The organism is Stenotrophomonas sp. GbtcB23 (assembly GCF_019091045.1).
Classification (GTDB): Bacteria; Pseudomonadota; Gammaproteobacteria; order Xanthomonadales; family Xanthomonadaceae; genus Stenotrophomonas; species Stenotrophomonas rhizophila_A.
On record NZ_JAGXKC010000011.1, the window covers coordinates 1 to 25,184 of the forward strand.

A 25,184-nucleotide genomic window follows, 5' to 3' on the forward strand; every position below is an offset into this window, starting at 1 on the left:
TCACCTGACCCGGTTTGTGGAATGGGCGCGCAGCCTTGCACACCCTGTCCACCGATAGGATAGGAGCCTGGTGGGCATGAGCCCTCCGCAAAGGCCGTGCCAGAAGCGAGAGCCAAGACGAACAGACATACCATTCTTTTCATACACCACTCCTAAGTCGCTCTACACTCAACACAGGCTGCTGCAGAATGCAGAGTCAGACCTCTCACTCCGCCTTTCCATACCTACCAGTTTCAGTGGCGGCAGATGGGGAACTGGATTGAGACCCGGAAATCGTACGGCCTGTCTGCTGCACTTGATTTTCAGTTCCGCCACTCGAAGCATTGGACGTCTGCGCCGGCGTATAAGAACCCGGCGGCTGGCCCTGCGGACCCGCGGCTGCCGAGCCACCTATCTGGGAATATGCCATGAAGCTACCCAACGTACCCTGGAAGAACATCGCGGCCATTGGGGGCGCAGTCAGAATCAGTGTCGTGAGGATGAGGCCCATGCCACCTTGCTGCATGGCCTGGCTGGTCATGCCGTCGCTCATCGCATCATCAAGGAAGAAGCTGTTGATCAGCGACGATGTCCAGAATGCCGCCGAAACACGAATGACCATGTCCAACGCGATGGAGACCATGGCCGACAGCACCGCCATGGAGAACATGGTGCCTATGCCATAGAACAACCACTTCTGGAAGAACTGCTTGGTCTGGTCGAACAGTAGACACAGAATGAAGAGCGGCCCGAACCCGATGAACAGCGCGATTGCAACCTGGTAAAGCAGCAGCATGGCGCCAGCCGTCACGGCCGGGCCGCCCGTGCCAATGCCGATGAACCACATGGCACGCGTCTTCTCCTCGCGCAGGCCGCCATCGTCCAGCACCTTGATCGCATCGATACTGGACAACGCCACCTGCATCCAGGCCAGGCTCTTGTCGATCTGGTCTTCAGCGGTGCCGCTCTTGCCGGTGACAACGCGAGTGATCAGGCCACCAACGTCCTTGGTCAGGAAGTCACTGACGCTGCTGCCGAACATCGCCATCGACGTTGCCACACTGATGATCAGCGCCGCGCGGGCCATGTTGGTGACCAGCACCATCATCGAGTCGCGGCTCTGGCCAGTGACGATGCGGTAGCCCTGGATCAGCACCCACAGGGTCATCAGGATCAAGGCAATACCGCCGACCCAGGCCATCATGCGGCCCATCATCTCGATACCGAAATCGTTGATGCGCTCGCGCAGGTAATCCAGGATCAGCTTGAAGAACACGAAGTCGCCAATCGACTGGACACGCACTGCGTAGCCCAGCAGATCCTGCAATCCGCCCGAGAAATCAAAAACGTTGGCAATCGACCTGATCGACATTTCCACAATCCCTTGGTGATGCTGCTACTGCTTTGGGTCCGGCATTACTTTGCAGACCCGCTGAACCTGCTTGGGCGAGTTACTTGACGCTGAGCGCGCCCTTGAGGGCGGCGGTCTTCACCAGTGTCCCGATGATCTGGTTGGTTGTATCGCCTTTGAGGGCGTTCTCGGCAACCACCTTCTGGTTGGCTTCCATCACCTCGATGTAGGCGTCGTACGAGTGCATCCGCGATTGCCAAATCTGCGCCTGAACCGCCAGGTCGTTGGCCATGCGAAGGGCTTCACTGTCCGTGCCCTGCACGTTGCCCTGGCTGTTGCTGAAAATACGCATGTTGAAAATCCGGGTGAGCGACGACTGCATGAGCGGCACAGATTCGGTCATGAACTTGACCGCCTCGTTGTACTTCCGGTTCTGCATCATGCGGATGTTCACGCAGATTTGTGTCTGCTGTTGCTTGAAATCGGCCTTCGGGTTGAAGACGAAGGTCTTGAACAGGCCGGTCACGCTCAGGTCGGTAGTACCGCCACAGCTTTGCGCAACCAGATAGTTGTCCGCCACTGGAGTGAGCGCGATACCCTGCGGCATGCCAAAGTTGTTGAGTACCGCCTGCACCTGGACCAACGCCTGCGCATACTGCTCCAGCGTGCGGATCCAGCGGGTGCGCTGTTCGACATACTCGGCCGCGTCCTGCACCTTGGAGGCGTACGCGGTGATCTCGGCCTTGTAGGTGTTGATCTGGTTCATGATCTGCTGGTACACGCTCGGGCCGACTTCGACCACGGGCATCGTGTAGGCGGGCGCGGGCGCGTTGCACATCAGCACGGTCACCAGCGACAGGGCGGCCAGGCGGAAGCTGAAGTGACGGCGGCGGGTCGTGTTCTTGTTCATGGCAATGTCCATAATTATCTCCATCGAATGCGGCGAAAGCCTGTCCCTGATCGGCCGGGGGACCGTCAGGCAACGGCGTCCTGTCGTGTCCCGGCGGGCTTTCCAGAGCCCTTGCGCTTCCTGTAGAACTCACTGAGCCACTGGTCCGGGGTGAGGTCGGCCTGCGATACCTTCTCGCGCTGGGCGGCGTCGAGCAGGACGCGGTGCATCACGTCGATATTGTCGGTGGAGGCCGAAATCACCGACAGGATGTCGTCCATGCCACGCAGGTTGAGCTGGCACACGCTGGCAGCGTGGCCCTGCTTGACCAGGAAGCAGCGCGAGCGCTCGTCCAGGGCGGTGACCACCTTGAACTCGGACTCGGTCAGCTTCAGGCCGTCGATGTAATCCGAGCGGCTGGCATTGGGGTTGGGCAGCAGGATCAGCGTGGCGGTCTGCTCGATCAACGCCGCGGCGATGTCGCTCTTGAGCGCATCTTCCGGGCTCTGGGTGGCGAAGATGCCCATGCCGTTCTGCTTACGGATGGTCTTCTGCTTGTTCTTGGCGAATTCCTTCAGGCCGCCCTCGCCGTCCAGGATCTTCCAGAATTCGTCCATCACGTAGATCAGCGGGCGGCCGTCGATCAGCGATTCCAGGCGGTGCAGCAGGTAGTTGATGACCGGCACGCGCACTTCGGGGTTGTCGATGATGTCGGTGTAGTCGAAGCCGATGATGTTGGCGCGGCTCAGGTCGACGGTGTCGACCGGGTTGTCGAACACCCAGCCCAGCGAGTTGCCCGAGGTCCACTTGCGCAAGCGCGCGTACAGGCCATCGTCGCCCATGTTGGGCAGGCTCTTCTGGAAGTTGGTCATGCTGCGCAGGTGCATGGGGGTGTCGAGCATGTTCTCGACACCGCGGAAGATGTCCTCTTCCTCGCGGGCGCTGTACTCGTGCTTGTTGGCCAGCACCTTGATCAGGTCGGCCAGGAACTGCACGTTGGCTTCATTGTTCTCGCACTGGAACGGATTGAAGCCGGTGGCCTGGCCGTTCTCGAGCGCCAGGTAGTTACCGCCACAGGCGCGCACGAAGATCTCCGCGCCGCGGTCCTTGTCAAAGAAGAAGATGGTCGGCGACGGGTCGTACTTCTGCACCTGGCTGAGCAGGAAGTTGATCAGCGCGGTCTTACCCGTACCGGACTTGCCGATCACCATGGTGTTGGCGATGGCCTTCTCGCCCAGCGAGTTCTCCGACGGGTGGGTAGCGTGGAAGTTGAAGTAGTACGGCTGGCCGTTGGTGGTCTGCAGCGTGGTCACGCAGTCGCCCCACGGGTTGTTGTGCTGCTTGCCGGTGGCGAAGTTGTGCAGCGGCGACAGGCCCAGGAAGTTCAGCGAGCTGATGTTGGCCAGGCGGGTGCGGTAGCGCCAGTTGGCCGGGAACTGCGAATAGAACGAGGCGGTGACGGCCAGGTCTTCCTTGGTCGACACGAACCCGGCGTTGGACAGCTCGGCGCGGGTGGTGGCGATGTTCTGCGAGAGCTTTTCCTGGCTGTCGGCGTAGACGGCCATGATGAAGTGGTACTCGCCCAGCACGAAGTTGCCGGAGGACAGCTGGTCCATCGCCTGGTCGAGCTCGACGATCTGGCTGACCGCCTTGTCGCCGGAGGAGATCATCATGCCCTTGGTGCGGTCGAGCACCTTGAGCGCGTCCTGGCGGCCCATCGGGCTGAACGAATGGGTGATGACGTATTCGAAGTCGAGGTACTTCAGGCCGTTGAGCACGCCCGGATAGGTGCCCTCGGCGTATTCCTTGATGTTGAGGATGGCGCCGAAGTGATTGACGCCGTTGGGCGTGCTGATCACGAAATCGCCGGTCTTGGCCGAGAACATGTGGCGGCTGATCGGCAGGTAGTCCTTGACCGGCGCGGACAGCACCGGTACCGGCTCGTCGACCCGGTTGAGCAGGTAGCCGAAGAACTCCAGGGTCTCGGAGAACACCATGCCGTTCTTGGCTTCGTACATGCCCATGCGGTACGGCGAGTAGTCGCGGATCACCGCTTCCACGTTGCCGGCCATCTCCAGCAGCTTGGCCACGGACTGGTCCTGCTCGGCCTGAAGCTGGGTGATGCTGGAGGACTTGTCCATGAAGCGCTTACCGGACACGACCGGCCGGTAGATCATGGTCAGGTACAGCTCGTTCTGCATGATGCGCTGCGAGGAGAGCATGCCCATGTACTGGTCGGACACGTCCTGGTTGAAGCGCTGGGAGAACTTGCTGCTGCCTTTGAGCTGGCGGCGACGGCGGATGTCGTGCACCCAGAAGGCGACGTTGACGAAATCCGGTGCGCGCAGGGTCTGCAGCAGTCGATTGAAGGTGTTGTGGCGGTGTTCGAGCTCCCAATCCTCGCGCCCCACGAAGGGCAGGCCTTCCAGGTGCCAGGTCAGCAGGAAGTCTCCACCCGTGGTCTTGACGACCGTCGGCGCCACATGGGACGACAGGGGAATGAATTCGCTGATCGAGGTATCGGGACTGAACATGGGCGCTTCCAAAGGGTGCTGCGGGGATGGTGCGGGGCCTGCACCGGGCAGGCGATGTGATCGCCTGCCCGGCCTGTAGCGTGCCGTGGTCAGTCCGACGGCGGCGGCTTGTCGCGGTAATGGTTGGGCGTGAAGACCCACATTCCGTCGTGCTGCTGCAGGTTGCGCGCGCGGAACTTGAACTGCAGGCGCAACCCGATCAGGCGGAAGATCATTTCATCGCGCTTTGCCATGTGACGCAGGATGAAGATGGCAATCGGGATGGTGATCAACAGCCGCATGTCGATGTACATGCTCAGCAACAGCAAGCCGCCTGCGACCAGGAAGAACGGGACGTACGGAACGCCCAGAAACATCGCTGGCCGCGTGCAGCCGCGGAACAGGACGTTCTTATGCACTGTAGTACTGGACGGCGTTCATGATGGCGCCGGTGGCGCTGCCGGCGCAGGAGCTGGAACCGCCGTCGCCGAGCAGCATCTTGGCGATCTGGCCAGCGGCGCCGATCAGCAGGCCACCGATCAGGATCGGGGCCACGTCACCGATGCGCTTGTGGGCGAAGGCGATCTGGTAGCCGGCGAAGATGACGGCGATGGTCACCACGGCGATGGAGGCGATGTTCAGCAGGCCGTTGATGTTGGAGAAGAAGCCGCACACCTTGGTGTCGGTGCCGCCGAAGTTGGTGGACTGGGCGAACACGTCCGGCACGAACACGGCAGCGGCGAAGGCAGCGGCCATCAGCACGGTCTTCAGAGTGCGCTGGGCCTGGGCGATATCGAGGTTGTTACGCTTCATGGTGGGTTTTCCTTGTTGATGGTCTAACACGACTGGATCGGTCCTTCAGAACACGAAGGCTTCATCCCCAGCGGGGATGTTCTGTACCGGCATGGCCTGCGCAGGTGCGGCCTGCGCGGGTAATGCCACCGGGGCATTGCGTTCACTCCAGGCGCGCACCACGACCGGGCCGGCGTCGTTCTGTGCCGGCATGGGCTGCGGTGCGACTGGTTGCTGGGCGATGGGCTGCGGTGCGGGCATCTGGGCGGCCTGCGGCTGCGGCACCACCTGATCCATGGCACCCATCACCACGCGTGACAGCGCGGCGTCGGCGGTGCGGACCAGGCCACCGCGCACCATCGCGCCGGTGGAGGGGTAGACCTCGTAGGCACGCGCCGGATCCACCGGCACGACGGCCTGTGCATACGTGGGCGAGAGCGCCTGCATGGCCTGCACGCGCGCTTCGGCCACGCCCTGCGGCTGGCCGCTGAACTGCGGGTGGTGGGCCACCTCGACCGCGCGGCGCTGGGCACGGCTGACCACGTCGATCGGCGCGGCACCGTTGGCGGCGACCATGTTGCCGCGCTGGCGCGAAATGGACGCGAACACCTTCTGCACGTAGCCGTGGCGGAAGCCGGTGGTGAAGTTGCCCGAGTAGTAGCAGCTGAAGGACTTGCCCCAGTCCCTGCCCGAGCGGCCATAGCACTCGGCCAGGATGCGCGAGGCGGCCTGCAGGTTCGGGCACTGCTGGAACGCCTTCTCGTAGGAGTCCAGTCCGTACTTGGCCAGGTTGTAGCGGTTGACCTGGGCCAGGCCCACCGAGAAGTTGTAGCCCTTCTCTTCCAGCATCCGCACGGTGGCCAGGGCCTCGTCCAGCTGCTTGGGCTGGCGCACCAGCGCGCCGCCGACCACGCCGATGGCGTAGGGGTTGCGCGAGGATTCGACGTTGATCACGTGCTGCATCACGTCCATGGACACCGCCATTTCCGGACACACCATGGCTTCCAGACCGGGCAGCATCAGGCGTCACTCCCTGCGGCCAACGCGCGTTCCGGGCTGAAATCAATGCCGGTGATGTAGCGGCTGCCGGCATGCGCCTTGATGTGCACGACCACGTCGATGGTCATCTTCAGCAGGCGCTTGATCACCGAGAACTCCAGGCCGGAGCCTTCGGCCGAGGCCTTCACCATCAGGCCCAGCTGGTCCCAGGTCTGTTCCGGGCTGCCGGCATGGCAGCTGGTGATCGACCCGGGATGGCCGGAAGCGCAGTTGCGGATGAAGTAGAACGCTTCATCGCCGCGAAGCTCAGCCAGGATGATGCGGTCCGGCTTCATGCGCAGGCACGCTTCCATGCAGCTCTTGGCGGTGACGTTGCTGGCGCTCTGCCCGCCCTTGGAATACAGCAGGTGCACCACGTTGGGCTGGCTGATGAACAGCTCGCGCGCATCTTCGATGGTGACCAGGCGTTCGTTGGCCGGGATGTGGTTGACCAGCGACTTCATGAAGGTGGTCTTGCCGCTGCCGGTGGCACCGGATACCACGATGTTCTTGCGGTACTGCACGGCCTTGCGGAAGAACTCGGCGTAATCGCGGTTCTGGCGCAGGGCGAGCAGTTCCTGGTCCTGTTCGCTCAGCGCGTGGCCCTGCTCCAGGATCTGGTTGAAGAACCCGTCGCTCTGGTACTGCTCCAGGGTCTTGGTGTGCTTGGACGGCAGGCGGATGGTAATCGACACCTTGCCGGCGTCGCACGCCGGCGGGATGACGAACTGGGCGCGCTGGCCGGTCGGGAAGGTCAGCGACACCACCGGATCGACGTCGGTGATGCGCTGGCCGGTGTTGCTTTCATTGACCACGGCGGTACAGAACTGGCGCGCACGCTCGAAGGTCAGCGTGGGAACTTCCACACGCTGCCATCCGTCACGCGTTTCCAGGTACACCTCGCCCGGACGGTTGATGCAGATTTCCGTCACGTCGGGCGATGTCATGTACTGGTGAATGCCCAGGACCTCGTACTGGTACCTGAGAAACTCACTGGAAACGTCGGCTACAGGGGCCACTTCGGCGTCCATGTTCTGTCCAGGCGATCAGCGGCGGCGCGGCAGCACGTCGCTGAAATCGACGTCCTTGGCCACGTAGACACTCATCACGGTGCCTTGGTTGATGGTGACGGTGGGCGGGCGACGCTCGCTCATCGCTTCGTTGGCCAGGCGCTCCATGCTTCGCGCGGTGGCGCTCTCATAGGGCGACTGCACGGCAAAACCGTTGCTGCTGATGGTGGTGGTCTCCGGGCCGTGTTCGGCCGCGGCGTATTTGAAGGCGTCCGCGATCAGGCTGATCATCAGCGCCGAGGCGATACGGCTGCCCCAGTGCGCGCTGTAGTCGCCCGGGTGGCCCGCGCCACCGAGCTGGTCGATACCCGGGCTGGACATGGCCACGTCGATGCCGTTCGGCGTGGTGATGCGGTCCCAGATCACTTCGACCCGCTTGCCCTTCGGGCCGCCGCCATACGCACCGTAGATCTTCGAACCCTTCGGCAGCAGCAGGCTGCGGCCGTTGATCGAGTACACCGGTTCGGTCAGAAGGCACGAAGTGAAGCCGGAGACGTCGGTGATGATGCGGGTTTCCAGCACGCAGCGCAGGTAGGTGCCGCGCACCAGCAGTGCATCCGGGCTGCGGATGAAGGCAGCGCTGGAGACGTCTTCGACGTCGGGACCGCGGCGGACCTTAGTCGGTGCCGGCTGCTGCGCACCCGGCAGCTGCGCCATCATCGCGCGGGTGTACTCGTCATCGGGACGGCCACCGAGGCCACCCTGCCCTTCGGCCCCAGTCGCCCCATTGCTGCCACCCACGCCGTTGCCCGACGCCATGCGGCGGTCCAGCAGCGACGGCTGACGCGGTTCGTTGGACATGCCCATGTCACTGGGAATGGCCGGCGGTGTGCGGTACGGGTTGTCCTGTTCCGGCGGCGGCAGCGGCGGCAGCATTTCAATGGGCTGCGTATCGGCCACCGGGGCCTGCGGCAGCACCGGCTGCGCCGTCGGCAGTTCAGGCGTGGACACGCGAGCCTGTTCGTTGACCTTGGCCGGACCGTCCTGGTCGTCGCTGCTCTTGCGCAGCAGCAGGAAGCCCATGGCGATGATCAGCACCAGGATGCCGCCCAGGAACGCCAGCGCCTTGCGGTTCAGGCGCTGTTCCTCGGCCGAGCGCAGCTGCGGCGCGGCGGCATCGAGGTTGGGATTGTTGTCGGCCACGTTCTGGCCGTAGTACGGGTTGCTCGGCGCGTCGCCGTCGTCACGGCCGTGGTTCGGCTCGTTGCCGGGAGTGTTGTGCTGGCTCATTTCTTCACGTTCCTTCGCAGACCAACGACGTTGTCACCGTGACGGATGACCAGGTAGGGATAGGTGCCATGCACGATGAGCGAATTGCCCTCCACCGTCGTGTTGACCACGAAATCCTCACCGTACTCGCTCTCACGGCCGAACACCGCCGGGAAAATGCCCGTCTTGTACTCCGGCGACGCCGGCAGTTTCAGGTAGGTGAAACGGCCATCGTCGTAGGCATTGACCGGGATCAGCCAGCCCATCTTCTTGGCGCGGCGGGTGGAGTACGAATAGTCGAAGTTGTACTGGCGATCCTTGGCCAGTTCCGAGCTGAGCAGCGGCTTGACCTCTTCATCCACCGCCTGCTGGGCGGTACCGAACTCGGTATCGCTGGGGTAGCTGAAGGCGATCTTGTACTGCACGCCGGCACGACGCGCCTGTTCCAGCTGGCGCCAATCGGTGGCCACCACCTTCAGTTCGAAGATGTAGGAATGGGTCTCGGTGCGCACCATCATGTTGGTGTCCACGTCGACGTTCTTCGGCTTGAGGTAGAACACGTTCTCGCGACGGGTCAGCTCCCAGCCACTGCTGAAGCCGGTGCTGTAATCCAGGATCTTCTCGTTGGGGCTCAGTTCGATCTGGGTGGTGAGACCCAGGCCGGTGCGCACCGGATAGATGCGGTCCTGTTCGTATTCGTAGTGGTCGACCACCTGGGCCTTCGCAGGCGCGGAGACCAGGGACATCATCGGCACCAAGGCCAATGCGGCCCACCAAAGTTTGCTACTACTCATCGGTTGCTTGCTCCCTCAGCAGTTCCGGTGGAAATGTTCTGTGCCGGCACGTTGGCCGGTTGCCGCGGCGCGACTTGTCCTGGTATCGCCTGGCCCGGCACTGCCTGCCCGGGGTATTGCTGCTGCATCGGCTGCGTGGGGACCTGGCCCGGCACCGTCATCTGGCCCGGCACCTGCTGCCCCGGCACCACCATCTGGCCGGGGACGGCCTGGGCCGGCACCGCAACCGGCTGGCCGGTGGCCGGGTCGATCATGGTGGCGGTGGCCGGGTTGTTCGGGTCGTACACCGGCGCTGCCGCGGCGGCAGCCGCTGCCGCCTGCGCCGCCTGCGCCGCAGCCGCTTGGTTGGCCTGCCTGGCCATATCGGCGTCGTCGGGCACCGGCACGCCACGGGCGTAGTCGTTGTCGACGCGGTATTCGGTCACCTGGAACGCCAGCGGATTGAGGATCCGGTCCTGTTCGCTCAACGCCAGGTCGGTGCGGTAATCAAAACGCATCGTGACCAGCTTGTTGTCCAGGAACTGGGAGACCCCGGTGGTCTTGTCGAGCAGGCTGCGCTGGATGCGCACCGAGGCGCCGCGGAAGCTGCCGTTGCCTTCGGCGGCCAGCGGCGTGATGCTCAGGATCTTGACCCGGATTGCCTTGTTGGTGCCGTACACGAACACCGGGTTCTGCGGGTTGTTGTTCGCATAGCGCTGGCGCTGGGTGGCGGCGACCGGCTCGGACGACATCGTGAACACCAGGTCCCAATCGCGCAGGCCCATCACCGCCGAGTCGAACGACTCGCGCGCCAGCACGTACTGGGCCACGTTGCTGCGGTTGATGGCTTCGTTGGCGGTGATCGATCCGTCACCGAAATTACCCGCCAACCGGGCCACGGTTGCGTTGCCGGTGTAGGCGTCGGCCATCACCAGGAACGGCACCTTCTCCTTCAGCGGCAGCATGTAGTAATAGCCGCCGGCCAACGCCAGCGACATCACCAGTGAACCGGTCGCCACCCACCAGGCGCGGCGCTCGCTGCGGCGCGCCATGTCGGCAACGGTCAACTCGTAGCTCACCGCCTTGGCGACCGCCTGGTCGACCTTGGGGGTGTTGCCTGTTTCCTTCTTTCGGAACATGGGGTCATCCGTACTGCTGGAACATCAAGGGGCCGCGGAACTCAGCTTCCGCTGGACGCGTCGACACTGCCGGCGGCAGCGGTCGGCGATGCGGCGGAGGCGGACTGCACGACGATCTGGTTGCCGACGATGGACACCGACACGCCCTGCCCTGCATAGGCGGCAGTGAGATCGATCATCGCCTGCTGCGGATTGGTGGTGCCGATCGTGGAGACCGCGCCATACAGCGTGTAATCGGAGCTGATGCGGTAATCCAGCGTCATCCCCGAATCCTTGGCCCAGCGTTCAAGCATGGTCTTCAAGGTGCCATCCATGGGCGAGGCCTGGTACACGTAGCTGGTGTACAGCGGAATTTCCATGGTGGTGCTGGCGAAGCGGTTCACCGGCTTCCAGCGACCGCCAAAATCCGGCGCGTCGGGAGTCGCACAACCGGCGAGCAGCAGCACGGCAACGGCGGTGGCAACGCTGATGGATCCCTTTGACAGAAACGCTTGCTTCATACGAACTTCCCTATGACGTACGGAATAGCGGCTTTTAACCGGGAAAAAACGGCAACACGCTGACGTGTCATGGCCTGCGGTCAGGCCCGACAACGCAACGTTGGATGCGAGCAACACCTTTCACCGGTGCAACCGGGCCCCCGCCCCGTCTGGTGTGTAAACGCCCCGAACGCCTGTCCGGCCCCTGCGCCTGCACACCCAACCCGAGAAAAGCCATCCATGTTCCTCTTGACTGCTTCAGTGCATGTCTTCCAGCACTGGTCTCAACAACAAATTCATGACGTACAGAACGTCCATCACAAATACGATGCCACACATTCGCGTCAAATCAACGTCAAAAGCGACAATTTTTTAACGTTCATCCCGCGTTTCTTTGACGCACGTCACATGCCTTCACATATGACGATTACAGATCCAACGTCGGCACCGACGTCTTCGGCAACAGACGCGATGTGAAGTAGCGGTCCTGGTAATACTTGATCTTGTCGCACTTGACCGGATGCGGAATGCCCTCGTAGAGGAACACCTCATGGTCGTTGCCCATCGCCTTCAGCTCCTGCGGCAGCATCAGCGCGCGCCGCTCTTCGGTGAAGCTGTGGGTCTTTTCACGGGCGTGCGTGACATTCTTCCTGCGCACGGTGGTGTAGCCGAGCATTTCCGAATAGTCGTTGGCATCCTGCTGCTCACGCGGCGCGTAGAGGATCTGCAAGGCGTGGTTGGTGATGATGGTGCGCGAGACGTCCCTGCCGTAGGTGGCGTCGAGCTGGGCCATGCTCTGGATGATGGGCAGCAGGCGCACGTTGTAACCGGCCATGTAGGATACCGCCGAGGCGATGATGTCCACCTTGCCGATCGCGGTGAATTCGTCCATCAACAGCAGGCACTGGTACTTCAGGTCCGGGTTGGACTTGGGCAGTTCCTTGGTGTTGAGGTTGATGATCTGGCTGAAGAACAGGTTGATGATCAATCGGCTTTCAGCCAGCTTGTTGGGCTGGATGCCGATGTAGATGGTCATCTTCTTCCTGCGCAGGTCGGTCAGCAGGAAGTCATTGGCACTGGTGGCCTTGTCCAGCACCGGGTTGATCCAGGCGTTCAAGGGCTCCTTGAAGGTGCCCATGATCGACGCGAAGGTTTCATCGGCCTGCGACAGCAGGTTGGCGAATGCCGAACGCGCATTGCCGCTCAGGAACTTCTGTTCGGACAGGGCCTTGAGGTACTTCTTCAGGTCGCTGCCATCGCCGGTGGACAGGCGGAACACCGCGCCCAGCGTCGGCGTACCCTGCCCGCCGGGGAAGCCCTGGCGACGCTCGTCGTCCCAGTTCTCGAACAGGTACAGGGTGAAGGCCATGAACGCATTGCGCGCCTGGCTGATCCAGAACTTCTGCTCGTCCGAACCATCCGGGTACAGCATCGCGGCGATGCTCATCAGTTCCGAGACGCGGAAGGCCTGGTCGTCGGAGACGTAGCTGAGCGGGTTCCAGCGATGGGTGCGGCGGTCTTCGGCAAACGGATTGAACAGGAACACCTCATGGCCCTGGCTGGCACGCCAGCCGCTGGTGAGGTCGAAGTTTTCCTGTTTGATGTCCAGCACCACCACCGACTCGCCGTACTCGAGCAGGTTCGGAATGACCACGCCCACGCCCTTGCCCGAACGGGTCGGCGCGGCGAGGATCACGAACTGCTGGCCACTCAGGCGCACCAGCTTGCCGCCGAAGCTGCCCACCACGATGCCGTTGTCGGTCTTCTTGAACAGACCGTGCCTGGCCAGGTCGGCGGCTTCCGCGAAGCGGGCATCGCCGTGCAGGGATTTCTTCTTCGGCTTCAGCACGAAGAACAGCGCAACCAGGCAGGCCACGATCGGCAGGCTGAAACCCACCACGCCCGCCGCTTTGATCTTGGTCAGGTACGGCGCAACCGCCGGCTGGTCCATCGCCTGGACGTACTGGTAATAGGTATTCCACTTGAACAGCCCGGTATCGAGGCCGAGGAACAGCAGCGTGAGGTAGCCGGCAAGGCAGTAGCCAACAAGTGCGGTCAAGAGGATGACAACAGCGGTGACAACGATCTTCTGCGTGGACAAACCCAATCCTCCATGACGCGCCCGAAGGCGCTACGACTGACGCCGACGCCTGCGTGGCGCCGCGCGTGTACCGGTTGCTTCAACTTCCCCAAGGGCCGTCTTCGCTTCCTCGCGCAACAGCGACCAGTGCAGGTGCGCCTCATCAAGCGACACCACATCGGTCAGCCGCGCGCCGTCGGAAGTGAGGACGGCGAAGCCGAACACATCGGCCGGACTGTAGACCGGCGAATATGTCAAAGCCACCAGCTGAAACCTGCCATCTACCCGCAGTGCGTGAGGGAATTGCACCATCACGCACGCTCCCTCGGGTCGATGCCAATGCGCGCATGCTAATGCACGTTTACGGCGATGCCAATCAGAAATTACTTACAATACAGCTGTGAATACAGGTGTACTCGCAACAATGTTGCGCGTGGCGGGACAATGTAACGAGATCGCGTTCAACACTCATCGCAAGCCGTGAAGATAGCGTGTACGTCCCGCACGTCTCACTGCGGTCAGTTGTTGCCGCCGAGGTTGCGGTGCATGGGACACATGCACCCACTCACCGAATTCTTCGATGAGCTGGTCGAACGGAAGTTGCAGTTCGACGATGCGTCGCGCCAGCGCCATGGAGCTCATCCCCTCCACCTGGATGTCTGCGGCCTGGCCACTGCGGTGCTGGCTGCCAGCCACCCCGCCTACGGCGCGATTGACCGCGGCCGAGCGGAAGCCGGACGTGATGTACACCGGTTTACCAATTGAATCGCGCAACGGCTGCAGCACGTTTGTAGCCAAAGCCTGTAGTGCGGCGCGCTCTGCACGGTTGGGCACGTTGGGCAGCCCTGTCGCGGTCCGGGTGAACTCTTCAAGATGGAAGTTCGGCGTCAGCAGCATCGGCATCCACACGCGGAATGGGATGGTCCAAGCGTGAAGCGTGCGCACCTCGCCGACGTGAAGATCGCGTGAAGAAAAGGCGAAACCGATCCCCGGTTCCAGCGGCCACGCCACAGCATTCCAGCACCGGATACCTTGATTCCGGCCATATGTTGCGCCGCAGCAGTACAATGGGCCGCTTCATTCTCCGCCTGCTGCCCATGAGCCCCACTCCCCTCCCCCTGGCCGCGCGCCTCACCGCGCGCCAGCGCACGCTGATCATCCTGGCGCTGTCGCTCGGCGGCTTCGCCATCGGCACCAGCGAATTCGCCAGCATGGGCCTGATGCTGGAGATCAGCCGCGGGCTGTCGATCAGCGAGACCCAGGTCGGCCACCTGATCAGTGCCTATGCCATCGGCGTGGTGGTGGGAGCACCGGTGCTGGCGTTCGCCGGCGCGGGGTATGCACGCCGCACGTTGTTGCTGGGACTGATGGGCTTCTATGCCGTGGGCAACCTGGCCAGCGCGCTGGCCCCGGACTACCTGACGATGCTGATTGCCCGTTTCGTGGCGGGCCTGCCGCACGGCGCCTACTTCGGCGTGGCCATGCTGGTGGCCGCCGCGATCAGTCCGCCGGCGCAACGTGGCGCCGCCGTATCGAAGGTGCTGCTTGGACTGTCGGTGGCGATCCTGGTCGGTAATCCGCTCACCACCTGGCTGGGCCAGCAGTTGAGCTGGCGTACCGCGTTCGCGCTGGTGAGCGTGCTGGCGATTGCCACGGTGCTGATGATTGCCCGCTTCCTGCTGCCGGACCCGGATGAAGTGCGCACCTCGCCGATGCGCGAACTGCGCGCGTTCAACCGGCCACAGGTGTGGCTGGCGCTGGCGATCGGCTCGGTGGGCTTTGCCGGCATGTTCTGCGTGTTCACCTACCTGGCGCCGACGCTGGTGCAGGTGACCGGCCTGGCCGAGTCGTGGATGCCGGTGGCGGTGGGCATCTTCGGCATCGGCGCGATCATCGGCAATGTCGCCGGTGGCTGGCTGGTGGACCGCTTCCAGTTCCGGGCGGCCGCGATCGTGCTGCTGTGGTCGATCGTGGTGCTGCTGGCCTATCCGCTGGCCGCCAATTCGGTGTGGACGATCTTCCCGATGATCATCGCGGTAGGCACCATGGGCGCCCTCGCCGCCGTGCTGCAGACCCGCTTGATGGACGTGGCGGGCGAAGCGCAGACCCTGGCCGCGGCGTCCAACCATGCCGCGTTCAATACCGCCAATGCGCTGGGCCCGTGGTTCGGTGGCCTGGCTATCGGCGCCGGCTTCAGCCCCGCCGTGACCGGCTATGTCGGTGCGGCCACCGCGCTGGGCGGCCTGCTGTTGTGGGTCGTGGCAGTACTGGTGCAGCGCCAGTCGCGCACTGGTGCGGTGGTGGCCTGCGAGCGCTGATCCGCAAACGTGGCGCCGCGCTGAAGAAGCCCCGCTCCGGCGGGGCTTTTTTGTTGGGATTTTCCTATCATGGCGGCCCACCTCTCCCCGATGCCGGCCCGTTCCGGTACGTGGCCCGCTTTCCTGGATGTACCGATGATCCACGACTGGTCCCCTTCCCCGTGGGGCCGACGCCTCTCGCGTTCGCCGGACTGGCGGCTGCGCCGGCTCGATGACCGTTTCGAGCTCACCGTCGACGCGCAGGTGTATTCCCTGCCGGTCAGCGCAACCCAGGCGTGGCACCTGCAGCGCGGTGCGGTATGGACCACGCTGTGCATGTCGACCGACGAGGGTGAGCTTCGCCTGGGCGGGCTCCCCAACGCGCAGGCGCACGAACTGGAAGCGCTGTGGAGCGCCAGTGCGCACGTCCATCGACAGGACCACGCGGTGGGCGAGGCCAATGCAGCGTTGGCGCAGATCCGTGAGTGGCTGCAACAGGTCGACGCGGTGATGGCGGGTGCCGATGCCGCGGACCGCTGGCTGACCCAGGAACACCAGCATGCGCTGCTGCACGCGCGCCCGGTGCTGGCGCTGGACGACGATGCGCTGTGGGCGGTGTTCGACGATCCTGCGCTGCGCCCGCAGCTTGATGGGACCGCTGCGGTGATCGAGGATGACCTGCTGCGCTGGTCGGACGACTGGACGGCGGTGTGGGCGTCACGCAACGAAGCGCACCTGCAACGCGAACGGACCGATGCGGCGGGGCTGCTGAGCCACGTGGAACGGCTGCCCCTCAGCGACGAGCAGGCACGCGCGGTGCTGTGCTTCGACAGCCGGATGCTGGTGGTGGCCGCCGCCGGTTCGGGCAAGACCTCGACGATGGTGGCCAAGGCCGCCTACGCCGTCGAGCGCGGCCTGATGGCACCGGACCAGATCGTGATGCTGGCCTTCAACCGCGAAGCGGCCGGCGAACTGCAGCAGCGCACCAGCGCCGCCTTCGAGCGGCTGGGCCTGCCTGCCGGCGACGTTACCGCCTGTACCTTCCACGCGCTCGGTCGGCAGATCATCGGCAAGGTCACCGGGCGCATGCCGGAGGTGCCTGCGTGGGCGGTGGACGCCGCCCAGGGATTCGAACAGCTGGCCGACATCATCGACCGCCTCAAGGACCGGTCGCTGCACTTCCGCACGCAGTGGGACATGTTCCGGCTGGTGTTCGCGCGCGACCTGCCGCCGCAGGGCCAGGCCGCGCCGGCCGACGGCTGGGACGCCGAGGGTCACCGCTATGTGCGCACGCTTCGTGGCGAACGCGTGGGCAACATCGAAGAATGCGTGATTGCCGACTGGCTGTTCTACAACGGCGTTGAATACACCTACGAACCGCACCCGGTGCTGGATACCACCACCGATACCTGGCAACCGGGTCGCGCGGACTTCTTCTATCCGGGCACCACGCTGTACCACACGCATCGCACGGGTGACGGCGCCGATCCGCACCCGCGCGGCCGCGATGCGATGCAACTGCAGACCAGCAGCGGGCAGCTGCGCAGCGGCGCGCTGTTCGAGGCACTCGAAACGGCGTTGAGCGCGCACCGCATCCGGCTCGACCCCAACCCGGACCGCGAGCTGCCTGCGGAGGGTGCAAAGCCGATGCCGGACAGCGACCTCATTGGCCTGCTGCGTACCTTCATCAGCCACGCCAAGAGCAACGGCCTTGCCGTGGCCGACCTCGCCGAGCGCCTGCGCCAGCTGCCCGAGGACCGCTTCAAGCACCGCTACCGCCTGTTCCTCGAACTGGCCACGCCGATCCTGCACGCGTGGGACGATGCGCTGGCTGCCGAGAATGCCATCGACTTCGAGGACATGCTCAACCAGGCCGCCGAACATCTCGAACAGGGCCGCTACGCATCACCCTATCTGCTGGTGATGGCCGATGAGTTCCAGGATGCCTCGCGTGCCCGTGCGCGGTTGTGCCGGGCACTGGTGGAGGCGCCAGGGCGGTATCTGTTCGCGGTGGGCGACGACTGGCAGTCGATCAACCGCTTCGCCGGCGCGGATGTGAGCTGCATGACCCACTTCGAAGCGACCTTCGGGCCGTCGCAGATCCTGCACCTCACCCGCACCTTCCGCTGCCCGCAGGCGTTGTGCGACGCCTCCAGCCGCTTCGTTTCAAGGAACCCCGGGCAGATCGCCAAGCAGGTGCGCTCGCTCGCACCGGCACAGGGCCCGGTCCTGCAGGCCTTCCAGGTGGCCGCGCGCGACCGCCTGCAGGATGCGATCTACCAGTACCTGCAGCGACTGCAGCAGCAGCTTCAGAGCGGGGCCATGGCGCCCGGCCGCGATGGCCGGTTGTCGGTGTTCATCGTAGGGCGGTACAACGCCGAGCGCGCGTTCCTTCCCTCGCACTGGGCGGCGCGCTTCGGCGCACACCTGCAGCTGAGCTTCCTCACCGCGCACCGCGCGAAGGGCGCCGAGGCCGATATCGTGATCCTGCCGGCCATGCTCGACCGCAGCTTCCCCAGTGCCCGCGCCGATGATCCGGTGCTCGCGCTGGCAATGCCGCATGCCGATGCGTATCCGCTCAGCGAGGAGCGCCGCCTGTTCTATGTCGCATTGACCCGTGCGCGACGCGCGGTGGTCATGTTTACCGTGCAGGGCAAACGCTCGCCGTTCCTCGACGAGCTGGTCCACGATGGCGCCGTGGAGATCACGGCCGCCAACGGCGAGACGATCCGCGAGCAGGCCTGCCCGGCGTGCGATGGCGGGGTGATCGTGCAGCGCAGCGGGTCCTACGGTGAGTTCGCCTCATGCTCGGGCTACCCGCGCTGCCAGTACAAACCGCGACACACGGCGGCGGCAACGGCACCACGGTAGCGCCACGCCATGCGTGGCTGACGCATCAATCAATCAAGCAATCCCAACAGCGACCGGTGCACCGCAACCCCGACCAACGCACCCTCGCCCACCGCCAACGCGATGCTGCCGGCCATCCGCCCGGCATCGCCACAGGCAAACACGCCCGGCACCGTGGTCTGCTTGGCCGAATCGGCCGTGATGCAGCCGGCATCCATCAGCTCGCAGCCAAGCTGTTCGGCCAGGTCGCAGGACAACGTCGACGTCGGCAGCAGGAACAGCGCATCGAGCACCACACGGCGGTCGTCGGCCAGCACTACGGTCGCCGTGTCTTCGACACGTTGGACGCGGGTCGATTCGATCACCACGCCGCATGCATCGAGCCGCTCGCGCTTGTCCGGGTCGATGCTGCCCGGGTCCGGGCAGAACAGCGTGATCTTTCCCCAGTCGCACAGCAGCAGCGCCTGCCCGACGCCACCATCCTTGGCGCAGCCGAGCACGCCGATGTTGCCTTCATACAACTCATAGCCGTGGCAGTAGGGGCAATGGTAGACACTGCGTCCCCAGCGCTCGGCAAGGCCATCGACGGGCGGCAAGGTATCGGTTACGCCATATGCCAGCACCAGCCGGTCGGCGGCGAACGTGCGGCCGTCGTCGCAGTCCACCTCGAACGAAACGCCTTCCTCCACGACGCGGGCGCTCGCGGCCTTGCCCTCCACCCAGGTCACGGTGGGATAAGTAAGCAGTTCGGTGCGCGCCTGCGCGGCGATTTCCGCCGGATGCATGCCTTCCCGGCCGATGAAGCCGTGCGCTTCGAGGGAATTGCGGTTGCGCGGCAGGCCACTGTCGATCACCAGCACGCTGCGCCGGGCCCGGACCAGCTGCAGGGCGGCCGACATGCCGGCGTAGCTGCCGCCGATGATGATGACGTCGAAATGGTCTTCCGCTGTACGGCTCATGCGCGGGTGGTACCTGTGTAGATGGATTTCGGCAGCATACGGTTGCCGCGTGAAGTACCGCTCACGTGCTTGCGGCACGCAGCGTCAAATGAACAGTTGCCTAGTGTTCGCGCCGCGTGAGGCCGGGATTCACTGCTTCGCTACCGGGTTCCAAGCAGGATCGATTCACCCACAACGGGTTCAACCACGAGGTAATTGAACATGGACAAGAATCGTACTGAAGGCGCGAAGAACCAGGTCAAGGGCACCGTGAAGGAAGTAGCTGGCAAGGTGACCGGCGACAAGTCGCAGGAACTGGAAGGCAAGGTCCAGAAGGAAGTCGGCAAGGTGCAGAGCGACGTGGGCAAGGCCCGCGATAACGCGCGCCATTGATGCCGGTGCCACGCATGGCGTGGCATTGCGTCAACCTCATGAAAGACGCCCCTTCCTGGGGCGTTTTCTTTTTGCCGTTTTCTGCTTCGACATCCGGCGCTTTCCGCCAGATACGCAAAACGCCTGCCGGTGCTGGTCATACACCGTCAACGTGACAGGGGCATGCTGAATGTTCGTGCGGGAGAATAACTATGCGGATATCGGGCAGTTTTCTTGCAGCAAGTGCTGTCACGCTGAAGGTAGGCATCGTGTTCTGGGTACTGGTGGCCTGGCGAACTCCGGGGGGCGAGCCTTGGGACGCGCCCGCGTTCTGGACCGTCGTCTATCCCATCGCACTGGGGATCGCTGCGGCTCTAGGCGCGTGTTTTCCCCGGCATGCGTGGCTGTGGGGCCTGCTGTTCATGGCGCTGGAGGTGCCAGTGGCGGCCATGGCGTCGGGCTTTGGCCCGATGTTTCTGGCCGGACTGGTATACGCAGCGGTGCTGGCGGTGCCCGCGATGGCTATCGCGGCAGCGGTGGGGGCGCTGCGTCGCCGCCTGCATGAGGCTTGAGGCATAGACCGCCAAGGCCGCCGCCGCGAAATATCCAAGCACATTCATGTAGTTCAGCTCCTAAAGCGAAGGGTTTGGCAGGAAGTGAACGACAGTCCTTGCTATAGCAGCAATCGGGAGCGCGATGCTTAGGGCCCGGGTCAAACGGTTCCCCGCATTGGCTTGGAATGGAATCCAGATGACTAAAACTATAGTGATCAGCGAGAAGATCACCACTGCTTTGCCGCTTGCCATCATCGCCAGACACAAGGCGATAAACGCAAACAACTCAAGAACAAGGATGGATTCCACAGCGCCAGGGCTCTCGATCTGCCACTGCTCGTTGACCGTGGCGTCTGGGGAGCCGCTCCGGTTCAACGGGGGCTCCTGTAACTCCCCGGTGCCCGTCAATCGAGTGATGACCAGGTCAGCATCCGTCTTGCTGAGCTTGACGACTCGTTGATCCTTCAACTATGCGAAGAGTCGAGCCCAGCCGATGAAAGGACGACCGCACGCACGTGGCGTGGGCCAGATCTTTGGTCCGGAAGGTACGCTAGATAAGCCGGCAGTCGAGCACGACGTGAAGATCGACGTGGACTCGCTGGACGAAGGACCAGCGGCCGGTGGCGGGCCGGCTCAGACGACGAGCGATGCGCATGCGAGTGATTCCTCTGCATGCTTCCTGCCTTCCAATCGACTCAAATCAAGATCTCAATCCAGATCACTTTTTTAGCATCTAGTGGCGGAGAGAGTGGGATTCGAACCCACGGAAGGAATGACCCTTCGCCGGTTTTCAAGACCGGTGCCTTAAACCGCTCGGCCATCTCTCCGGATGTCGCGCGCCGGCCGGGGCCGGGCGCGTATTCTCGCATGGTCGGCCGGGTTTACCCAAGGCCGACCCCGGCAGCGTCAGCCGGCGTCTACCGCCAGGGCGCCCAGGGCGCTGGCGCGGATCTTCTCCTTGGCCCGCTCGCACGCCCCACCGCAGTCCAGGCGCGACGCTTCCAGCTGCGGCGGCAGGTGCTCGGCCAGGAAATCGATGAACACCCGCACCGCCGGCAGCAGGCCGCGGCGGGAGGCGAATACGGCGTGGCAGATGCCCTGCGGCAGCGACCATTCCGGCAGCACCACTTCCAGTTCGCCGCTGCGCACGGCGTCGGCGCAGACGGTCTCGGGCAGCATGGTGATGCCGAAGCCGTCCTTGACCATGCTCTGCAGCAGCGGGAAGTCGAACCCGGCAACGCGCGGCTGCAGGTCCACGCGGCGCACCGCGCCTTCCGGGCCGTGCAGTTCCCAGCGCTGGCGGGCTTCGTCTTCGCTGATGCTCAGGGTGACGTGGTTGGCCAGTTCATCGGGATCTTTCGGGCGGCCGGCGCGATCCAGGTATTTCGGGCTGGCCACCAGCAGTTCCTGCACCTGGCCGAAGCTGCGCATTACCAGGCTGCCGTCATCGTCCAGGCGTGAGCGCACGCGCAGGGCGACGTCATAGCCTTCGTTGATGATGTCCACGCGTCGGTTGCTGATGTTCAGCTGCAGGCGCACTTTCGGGTACTGGGCCAGGAACTTCGGCAGCAGCTTGGGCAGCTGCATCTGCGCCAATGAGACCGGCACGCTGGCGCGCACGAGGCCGCGTGGCTCGGCACTGAGGCGGTCCACCACTTCGCGGGCGGCCTGGGCTTCGGCCAGCATGGTCTGCGCGTGGCGGTGTACGCTGGTGCCGACGTCAGTCACCGCGAAGCGGCGCGTGGAGCGCTGCAGCAGGCGCACGCCCAGATCGGTTTCCAGCTGGCTGATACGGCGGCTCAGACGGGATTTGGGGATGCCCAAGGCGCGTTCGGCAGCGGCGAAACCGCCGTGGTCCACCACCATGGCAAAGTAGTACAGGTCGTTGAGGTCGTGCATACCGAAGTTCCAGATATAGAACAATACGTGGTATTCAACCACCTTTATCCCAGCGACGCAACAACCTAGCCTGCTTTCCGTCGGCGGCGCCTTGACCGCCCCTCCCCGGATACAGGTGATTGCCATGAAGCTTCTTCACATTGATGCCAGCGTGCTGGGCGACAACTCGGTTTCCCGCCAGCTGTCCGCGGCCGTCGTCGCACGGTTCAATGAGACCGTTGAGAACCTCGATGTAACCTACCGCGATCTCGATCGTAATCCCATTCCCCATTTGAGTAGTGGTTCGCTGGCCCAGGTGGACGCGGCCGAAGCCACCGATGCCGAAGCGGTGATGCAGCAGTTCCTTGCCGCAGACGTGATTGTCATCGGCGCGCCGATGTACAACTTCAGCATTCCGTCGACCCTGAAGGCCTGGATCGACCGCGTGGCGGTGGCTGGGCGCACCTTCAAGTACACCGAGAATGGCCCGGTCGGCCTGGCCGGTGGCAAGCGCGTGATCATCGCCAGCTCGCGTGGCGGCATCTATACCGATTCGCCGGCTGACTTCCAGGAGCCGTTCCTGCGCCAGGTGTTCGCCTTCATGGGCATCACCAATGTCGAATTCGTGCGTGCCGAAGGCATTGCGTATTCGCCGACCCACCGCGAAGAAGCCATTGCCGCAGCGCTGGCCAGCCTGCCGGCCGCCGAGTTCGAAGAACTGGCCGAAGCCTGAGTGTTCCAGGGCAGGCGTTGAGTCCTCGTCGGACGCCCTGCCCGGGCCGGATTCCCCCTCCCCCATCCGGCCCACCCTGCGGCCCCGCCTCTGCGGGGCCGTTTCTTTTTCAGGCGGCTACGCGCAAAAAAACCCGCCTTTCGGCGGGCTTCTGCTGTTACGCGATCTTTTCCAGGCCGCCCATGTAGGGCTTGAGCGCATCCGGTACGGTGATGCTGCCGTCGGCGTTCTGGTAGTTTTCCATGACCGCGATCATCGCGCGGCCCACGGCCACGCCCGAGCCGTTGAGCGTGTGCACCAGTTCCGGCTTGCCGGTTTCCGGGTTGCGCCAGCGCGCCTGCATGCGGCGCGCCTGGAAGTCGCCGCAGTTGGAGCACGAGGAAATCTCGCGGTAGGTGTCCTGCGAGGGCAGCCACACTTCCAGGTCGTAGGTCTTGATTGCCGAGAAGCCCATGTCGCCGGTGCACAGCAGCACCTTGCGGTAAGGCAGGCCCAGCTTTTCCAGCACCACTTCGGCGCAGCGGGTCATGCGCTGGTGCTCGGCTTCGCTCTCGGCCGGGGCGCACACGGTGACCAGCTCGACCTTCTCGAACTGGTGCTGGCGGATCATGCCGCGCACGTCGCGGCCGCCGCTGCCGGCTTCGGCGCGGAAGCACAGCGAATGGGCGGTCATGCTCAGCGGCAGGCGCTCGGCATCGACGATTTCGTCGCGCACGATGTTGGTCAGCGACACTTCCGAGGTCGGAATCAGGTAGCGGGTCGACTCGCCCACGGCGGTCTTGAACAGGTCGTCTTCGAACTTGGGCAGCTGGCTGGTGCCACGCAGCGATTCCGGGTTCACCAGCACCGGGACGTTGGTTTCCTCATACCCGTGCTCGCCGGTGTGCAGGTCGAGCATGAACTGGGCCAGGGCGCGGTGCAGGCGCGCGACCGGGCCGCGCAGCACGGTGAAGCGCGAACCGGACAGCTTGGCGCCGGCTTCACCATCCAACCCCTGGTTCCGGGCGCCCAGTTCGACATGGTCGAGCACCGGGAAATCGAAGCTGCGCGGGGTGCCCCAGCGCTTCTGCTCGACATTCTCCGATTCGTCCTTGCCGTACGGGACATCGTCGGCCGGTACGTTGGGGATGCCCATCGCGATGGCTTCAATCTTCTCGCGCAGCTCGTCCAGGGTGACTTCCGAGGCCTTGAGTTCGTCGGCGAAGGCGGCCACTTCGGCCATGATCGCCGAGACGTCCTCGCCCTTGGCCTTGGCCTGGCCGATGGCCTTGGAGCGGCTGTTGCGCAGGCTCTGCAGCTCCTGGGTACGGATCTGGATGCGCTTGCGGTCGGCTTCCAGCGACTCCAGCCCGGAGACGTCCAGCTCGAAACCGCGCGAGGAGCGCAGGCGTTCGGCGAGTTCGGCGGGTTGTTGGCGGAGCAGGGCTGGATCGAGCATGGCGTTTGGGCGGTAAGTACGGGTCTGGAGGGGGATTATCGCCTGTAATCGGCTTTTCTGCCGCCCGGTTCATTCCCGGCGTGGCAGAATCGGGGGGTTCACCATGGTATGGCTCATGTCCGCTTCCCGTTCCTCGTCTGGCAAGAACATCACCTTCCAGCTGCCCCGCCGCAGCCTCATGATCGCCGGGATCGCCTTTGGCGTCGGCGTGCTGCTGTTCCTGGCCGTGTGGCTGGGCAACCGCAACAACGACTTCTACAAGGCCGGCCCCGCGCAGACCCCGCAGGAAGTGGCCCAGGTCGAACCCTTGCCCGAACCCCTGCCCGCCGCGGCCGGGTCCAGCGACATGCCTGACGCCAAGCCGCTGCCGGTGGAAGACGAAAAGCCGCAGCTGGTCGAAACCGCTCCGCCGCCGGCACCGGCTGCCCCGGCCGCTGCCGCGCCGGAAACCGCCCCGGTGGCGATGGCCGCCGGCGACCGCCCGCAGCCGATTGCCGACCAGTCGCCGCCACCGACCTACCCGCCTGCCGCCCTGCGTAATGGCGTGGAAGGCAGCGTGGTGGTGCGCGTGGATGTGGACGCGACCGGCTACCCGATGAACGTCACCATCATCCAGCGCAGCGGCTCGCGTGACCTGGATCGCGCTGCCAGCGACGCCGTGCGCCGTTGGCGTTTCCAGCCGGCGCAGAGCAACGGCATCGCGGTGCCGGGCAGCATCGAAGTCCCGTTCGATTTCAAAGCGCAGTGAAATTGCGCGGCTAGATGCCCACTGGTAGCTGCCCACGGGCAGGTGCCCACGGCTGGGTGTCCAC

General features: G+C 64.1%; 24 protein-coding genes, 1 tRNA gene and 1 pseudogene. 6 read left to right on the plus strand and 20 right to left on the minus strand.

Annotated features, from left to right (window positions below; all coding sequences use genetic code 11):
* From KVS69_RS21050 to KVS69_RS06475, 15 genes and pseudogenes are all read right to left on the minus strand, one after another.
* A pseudogene (locus KVS69_RS21050) lies at positions 1 to 143 on the minus strand (DUF4189 domain-containing protein); the annotation flags it as partial.
* A gap of 62 nt (positions 144 to 205) precedes the next feature.
* Complete coding sequence (locus KVS69_RS06410; protein WP_093535986.1) at positions 206 to 1,351, minus strand: type IV secretion system protein; 1,146 nt, start codon at positions 1,349 to 1,351, stop codon at positions 206 to 208.
* 79 nt (positions 1,352 to 1,430) lie between these two features.
* On the minus strand, positions 1,431 to 2,252 hold the full coding sequence (locus tag KVS69_RS06415; RefSeq protein ID WP_095362699.1) for a hypothetical protein: 822 nt from the start codon (positions 2,250 to 2,252) through the stop codon (positions 1,431 to 1,433).
* A gap of 53 nt (positions 2,253 to 2,305) precedes the next feature.
* A complete protein-coding gene (locus tag KVS69_RS06420; protein WP_068852720.1) occupies positions 2,306 to 4,753 on the minus strand; it encodes a VirB4 family type IV secretion/conjugal transfer ATPase in 2,448 nt (815 codons plus the stop codon).
* An 89-nt stretch (positions 4,754 to 4,842) separates the two neighbouring features.
* Positions 4,843 to 5,151, minus strand: a complete 309-nt coding sequence (locus KVS69_RS06425) for a VirB3 family type IV secretion system protein (protein WP_083214171.1) — start codon at positions 5,149 to 5,151, stop codon at positions 4,843 to 4,845.
* Positions 5,144 to 5,545 (minus strand): TrbC/VirB2 family protein, encoded by a 402-nt coding sequence (locus KVS69_RS06430; RefSeq protein ID WP_068852724.1) that lies wholly within the window; start codon positions 5,543 to 5,545, stop codon positions 5,144 to 5,146. The genes KVS69_RS06425 and KVS69_RS06430 overlap by 8 nt, the downstream gene beginning before the upstream one ends.
* A 45-nt stretch (positions 5,546 to 5,590) precedes the next feature.
* On the minus strand, positions 5,591 to 6,544 hold the full coding sequence (locus KVS69_RS06435) for a lytic transglycosylase domain-containing protein (RefSeq protein WP_217537522.1): 954 nt from the start codon (positions 6,542 to 6,544) through the stop codon (positions 5,591 to 5,593).
* Positions 6,544 to 7,593: a P-type DNA transfer ATPase VirB11 gene (gene virB11 / locus KVS69_RS06440; RefSeq protein WP_068852730.1), complete on the minus strand. Its 1,050-nt coding sequence runs from the start codon at positions 7,591 to 7,593 to the stop codon at positions 6,544 to 6,546. Before virB11 ends, KVS69_RS06435 begins: the two co-directional genes overlap by 1 nt.
* A gap of 15 nt (positions 7,594 to 7,608) precedes the next feature.
* Entirely contained in the window at positions 7,609 to 8,862 is a 1,254-nt protein-coding gene (locus KVS69_RS06445; RefSeq protein ID WP_217537523.1) for a TrbI/VirB10 family protein, read from the minus strand.
* A complete protein-coding gene (locus KVS69_RS06450; RefSeq protein WP_093535996.1) occupies positions 8,859 to 9,635 on the minus strand; it encodes a TrbG/VirB9 family P-type conjugative transfer protein in 777 nt (258 codons plus the stop codon). The genes KVS69_RS06445 and KVS69_RS06450 overlap by 4 nt, the downstream gene beginning before the upstream one ends.
* Positions 9,632 to 10,753 (minus strand): VirB8/TrbF family protein, encoded by a 1,122-nt coding sequence (locus KVS69_RS06455; protein ID WP_217537524.1) that lies wholly within the window; start codon positions 10,751 to 10,753, stop codon positions 9,632 to 9,634. Before KVS69_RS06455 ends, KVS69_RS06450 begins: the two co-directional genes overlap by 4 nt.
* A 41-nt stretch (positions 10,754 to 10,794) precedes the next feature.
* Complete coding sequence (locus KVS69_RS06460) at positions 10,795 to 11,253, minus strand: hypothetical protein (protein ID WP_068852741.1); 459 nt, start codon at positions 11,251 to 11,253, stop codon at positions 10,795 to 10,797.
* Between the two features lie 406 nt (positions 11,254 to 11,659).
* Positions 11,660 to 13,333: a type IV secretory system conjugative DNA transfer family protein gene (locus KVS69_RS06465; protein ID WP_095362704.1), complete on the minus strand. Its 1,674-nt coding sequence runs from the start codon at positions 13,331 to 13,333 to the stop codon at positions 11,660 to 11,662.
* 30 nt (positions 13,334 to 13,363) lie between these two features.
* Positions 13,364 to 13,624 (minus strand): hypothetical protein, encoded by a 261-nt coding sequence (locus KVS69_RS06470; RefSeq protein WP_093536000.1) that lies wholly within the window; start codon positions 13,622 to 13,624, stop codon positions 13,364 to 13,366.
* 156 nt (positions 13,625 to 13,780) lie between these two features.
* Positions 13,781 to 14,323, minus strand: a complete 543-nt coding sequence (locus KVS69_RS06475) for a D-Ala-D-Ala carboxypeptidase family metallohydrolase (protein WP_217537525.1) — start codon at positions 14,321 to 14,323, stop codon at positions 13,781 to 13,783.
* 86 nt (positions 14,324 to 14,409) lie between these two features.
* Between KVS69_RS06475 and KVS69_RS06480 the strand changes: the two genes are divergently transcribed.
* Positions 14,410 to 15,630: an MFS transporter gene (locus tag KVS69_RS06480; RefSeq protein ID WP_093536040.1), complete on the plus strand. Its 1,221-nt coding sequence runs from the start codon at positions 14,410 to 14,412 to the stop codon at positions 15,628 to 15,630.
* Between the two features lie 135 nt (positions 15,631 to 15,765).
* Positions 15,766 to 18,480: a UvrD-helicase domain-containing protein gene (locus KVS69_RS06485; protein WP_217537526.1), complete on the plus strand. Its 2,715-nt coding sequence runs from the start codon at positions 15,766 to 15,768 to the stop codon at positions 18,478 to 18,480.
* Between the two features lie 29 nt (positions 18,481 to 18,509).
* Here the strand turns inward: KVS69_RS06485 and KVS69_RS06490 are convergent, their stop codons facing one another.
* Positions 18,510 to 19,418 carry an NAD(P)/FAD-dependent oxidoreductase gene (locus KVS69_RS06490; RefSeq protein ID WP_217537527.1) on the minus strand — a complete coding sequence of 303 codons (909 nt, stop codon included), beginning with the start codon at positions 19,416 to 19,418 and terminating at the stop codon, positions 18,510 to 18,512.
* Between the two features lie 201 nt (positions 19,419 to 19,619).
* Here KVS69_RS06490 and KVS69_RS06495 point away from each other — a divergent pair, with 201 nt between their 5' ends.
* Together KVS69_RS06495 and KVS69_RS06500 are read left to right on the plus strand one after the other, a co-directional pair.
* On the plus strand, positions 19,620 to 19,790 hold the full coding sequence (locus KVS69_RS06495; protein ID WP_068852760.1) for a CsbD family protein: 171 nt from the start codon (positions 19,620 to 19,622) through the stop codon (positions 19,788 to 19,790).
* Between the two features lie 191 nt (positions 19,791 to 19,981).
* Positions 19,982 to 20,341, plus strand: a complete 360-nt coding sequence (locus KVS69_RS06500; protein ID WP_217537528.1) for a hypothetical protein — start codon at positions 19,982 to 19,984, stop codon at positions 20,339 to 20,341.
* 60 nt (positions 20,342 to 20,401) lie between these two features.
* Here KVS69_RS06500 and KVS69_RS06505 read toward each other — a convergent pair whose 3' ends face one another.
* The 3 genes from KVS69_RS06505 to KVS69_RS06515 form a co-directional block, all read right to left on the minus strand.
* Complete coding sequence (locus KVS69_RS06505) at positions 20,402 to 20,698, minus strand: hypothetical protein (protein WP_217537529.1); 297 nt, start codon at positions 20,696 to 20,698, stop codon at positions 20,402 to 20,404.
* Positions 20,699 to 21,060: 362 nt separating this feature from the next.
* Positions 21,061 to 21,150, minus strand: a tRNA-Ser gene (locus KVS69_RS06510).
* A 79-nt stretch (positions 21,151 to 21,229) separates the two neighbouring features.
* Positions 21,230 to 22,222 carry a LysR family transcriptional regulator gene (locus KVS69_RS06515; RefSeq protein WP_068854691.1) on the minus strand — a complete coding sequence of 331 codons (993 nt, stop codon included), beginning with the start codon at positions 22,220 to 22,222 and terminating at the stop codon, positions 21,230 to 21,232.
* Positions 22,223 to 22,346: 124 nt separating this feature from the next.
* Here KVS69_RS06515 and KVS69_RS06520 point away from each other — a divergent pair, with 124 nt between their 5' ends.
* Positions 22,347 to 22,934 (plus strand): NAD(P)H-dependent oxidoreductase, encoded by a 588-nt coding sequence (locus tag KVS69_RS06520; RefSeq protein WP_184126984.1) that lies wholly within the window; start codon positions 22,347 to 22,349, stop codon positions 22,932 to 22,934.
* Between the two features lie 157 nt (positions 22,935 to 23,091).
* Here KVS69_RS06520 and serS read toward each other — a convergent pair whose 3' ends face one another.
* A complete protein-coding gene (serS, locus tag KVS69_RS06525; protein WP_093536014.1) occupies positions 23,092 to 24,372 on the minus strand; it encodes a serine--tRNA ligase in 1,281 nt (426 codons plus the stop codon).
* Between the two features lie 115 nt (positions 24,373 to 24,487).
* Here serS and KVS69_RS06530 point away from each other — a divergent pair, with 115 nt between their 5' ends.
* Entirely contained in the window at positions 24,488 to 25,120 is a 633-nt protein-coding gene (locus tag KVS69_RS06530; protein ID WP_217537530.1) for an energy transducer TonB, read from the plus strand.
* Positions 25,121 to 25,184: the final 64 nt, after the last annotated feature.